This window comes from Aliivibrio sp. S4MY1 (assembly GCF_028765545.1).
Classification (GTDB): domain Bacteria; phylum Pseudomonadota; class Gammaproteobacteria; order Enterobacterales; family Vibrionaceae; genus Aliivibrio.
This window is the reverse complement of sequence record NZ_JARACP010000046.1, coordinates 1-2,945: the sequence shown is the minus strand read 5'-3', so window position 1 is coordinate 2,945 and position 2,945 is coordinate 1. Positions and strand designations below refer to the sequence as shown.

At 50.7% G+C, this 2,945-nt stretch carries 1 rRNA gene; it reads left to right on the top strand.

The annotated features are described in order from the left end of the window. The first annotated feature begins 25 nt into the window (after nt 1-25). Nucleotides 26-2,916: ribosomal RNA gene (locus PVK71_RS20160) — 23S ribosomal RNA — on the top strand. Nucleotides 2,917-2,945: the final 29 nt, after the last annotated feature.

The window sequence follows — 2,945 nt, the reverse complement described above, 5'->3', positions numbered from 1 at the left end:
CATACGAAACCTCTTGGGGTTGTATGGTTAAGTGACTAAGCGTACACGGTGGATGCCTTGGCAGTCAGAGGCGATGAAAGACGTATTAACTTGCGATAAGCGTAGATTAGGTAGTAAAAACCATTTGAGTCTACGATTTCTGAATGGGGAAACCCACTAGCATAAGCTAGTATCACTACATGAATACATAGTGTAGTGAGGCAAACCGGGAGAACTGAAACATCTAAGTACCCCGAGGAAGAGAAATCAACCGAGATCCCGAAAGTAGCGGCGAGCGAAATTGGGTTAGCCCTTAAGCTTTTAATGAGACAGGTGAAGCCTCTGGAAAGTGGCGCGATACAGGGTGATAGCCCCGTAACCGACATCTCATCATCAGTGAAAACGAGTAAGGCGGGACACGTGATATCCTGTCTGAATATGGGGGGACCATCCTCCAAGGCTAAATACTACTGACTGACCGATAGTGAACCAGTACCGTGAGGGAAAGGCGAAAAGAACCCCTGTGAGGGGAGTGAAATAGAACCTGAAACCGTGTACGTACAAGCAGTAGGAGCACCTTCGTGGTGTGACTGCGTACCTTTTGTATAATGGGTCAGCGACTTATATTCAGTGGCAAGGTTAACCGTTTAGGGGAGCCGTAGGGAAACCGAGTCTTAACTGGGCGTTCAGTCTCTGGATATAGACCCGAAACCAAGTGATCTAGCCATGGGCAGGTTGAAGATTGAGTAACATCAATTGGAGGACCGAACCGACTAATGTTGAAAAATTAGCGGATGACTTGTGGCTAGGGGTGAAAGGCCAATCAAACTTGGAGATAGCTGGTTCTCCCCGAAATCTATTTAGGTAGAGCCTCGGACGAATACTACTGGGGGTAGAGCACTGTTAAGGCTAGGGGGTCATCCCGACTTACCAACCCTTTGCAAACTCCGAATACCAGTAAGTACTATCCGGGAGACACACGGCGGGTGCTAACGTCCGTCGTGGAGAGGGAAACAACCCAGACCGCCAGCTAAGGTCCCAAAGTTATAGTTAAGTGGGAAACGATGTGGGAAGGCTCAGACAGCCAGGATGTTGGCTTAGAAGCAGCCATCATTTAAAGAAAGCGTAATAGCTCACTGGTCGAGTCGGCCTGCGCGGAAGATGTAACGGGGCTAAACTATACACCGAAGCTGCGGCAATACAGTTTACTGTATTGGGTAGGGGAGCGTTCTGTAAGCGGTTGAAGGTGCGTTGTAAAGCGTGCTGGACGTATCAGAAGTGCGAATGCTGACATGAGTAACGATAAAGCGGGTGAAAAACCCGCTCGCCGGAAGACCAAGGGTTCCTGTCCAACGTTAATCGGGGCAGGGTAAGTCGACCCCTAAGGCGAGGCCGAAAGGCGTAGTCGATGGGAAACGGGTTAATATTCCCGTACTTCTTACAATTGCGATGGGGGGACGGAGAAGGCTAGGTGGGCTTGGCGACGGTCGTCCAAGTTCAAGTGTGTAGGCTGTATTCTTAGGCAAATCCGGGAATACACTAGGCTGAGACACGATGTCGAGCTACTACGGTAGTGAAGCCATTGATGCCATGCTTCCAGGAAAAGCCTCTAAGCTTCAGATTGTAAGGAATCGTACCCCAAACCGACACAGGTGGTCGAGTAGAGAATACTAAGGCGCTTGAGAGAACTCGGGTGAAGGAACTAGGCAAAATGGTACCGTAACTTCGGGAGAAGGTACGCTCCTAGCGGTGATGAGACTTGCTCTCTAAGCTGCCGGGAGTCGCAGATACCAGGTGGCTGCAACTGTTTATTAAAAACATAGCACTGTGCTAAATCGTAAGATGACGTATACGGTGTGACGCCTGCCCGGTGCTTGAAGGTTAATTGATGGGGTTAGACTTCGGTCGAAGCTCTTGATCGAAGCCCAAGTAAACGGCGGCCGTAACTATAACGGTCCTAAGGTAGCGAAATTCCTTGTCGGGTAAGTTCCGACCTGCACGAATGGCGTAATGATGGCCACGCTGTCTCCACCCGAGACTCAGTGAAATTGAAATCGCTGTGAAGATGCAGTGTACCCGCGGCTAGACGGAAAGACCCCGTGAACCTTTACTACAGCTTGGCACTGAACATTGACCCTACATGTGTAGGATAGGTGGGAGCCTTTGAAGCACGTACGCCAGTATGTGTGGAGGCAATCTTGAAATACCACCCTTGTATGCTTGATGTTCTAACGTTGGCCCCTTATCGGGGTTGCGGACAGTGCCTGGTGGGTAGTTTGACTGGGGCGGTCTCCTCCCAAAGAGTAACGGAGGAGCACGAAGGTGGGCTAATCACGGTTGGACATCGTGAGGTTAGTGCAATGGCATAAGCCCGCTTGACTGCGAGAATGACAATTCGAGCAGGTGCGAAAGCAGGTCATAGTGATCCGGTGGTTCTGAATGGAAGGGCCATCGCTCAACGGATAAAAGGTACTCCGGGGATAACAGGCTGATACCGCCCAAGAGTTCATATCGACGGCGGTGTTTGGCACCTCGATGTCGGCTCATCACATCCTGGGGCTGAAGTCGGTCCCAAGGGTATGGCTGTTCGCCATTTAAAGTGGTACGCGAGCTGGGTTTAGAACGTCGTGAGACAGTTCGGTCCCTATCTGCCGTGGGCGTTGGATGATTGAAGGGGGCTGCTCCTAGTACGAGAGGACCGGAGTGGACGAACCTCTGGTGTTCGGGTTGTCACGCCAGTGGCATTGCCCGGTAGCTAAGTTCGGAATCGATAAACGCTGAAAGCATCTAAGCGTGAAGCGAGCCCTGAGATGAGTCATCCCTGATACTTTAAGTATCCTAAAGGGTTGTTGGAGACTACGACGTAGATAGGTCAGGTGTGTAAGTGCTGCGAGGCATTGAGCTAACTGATACTAATTGCCCGTGAGGCTTAACCATACAACACCCAAGGGGTTTTGAACGGATTT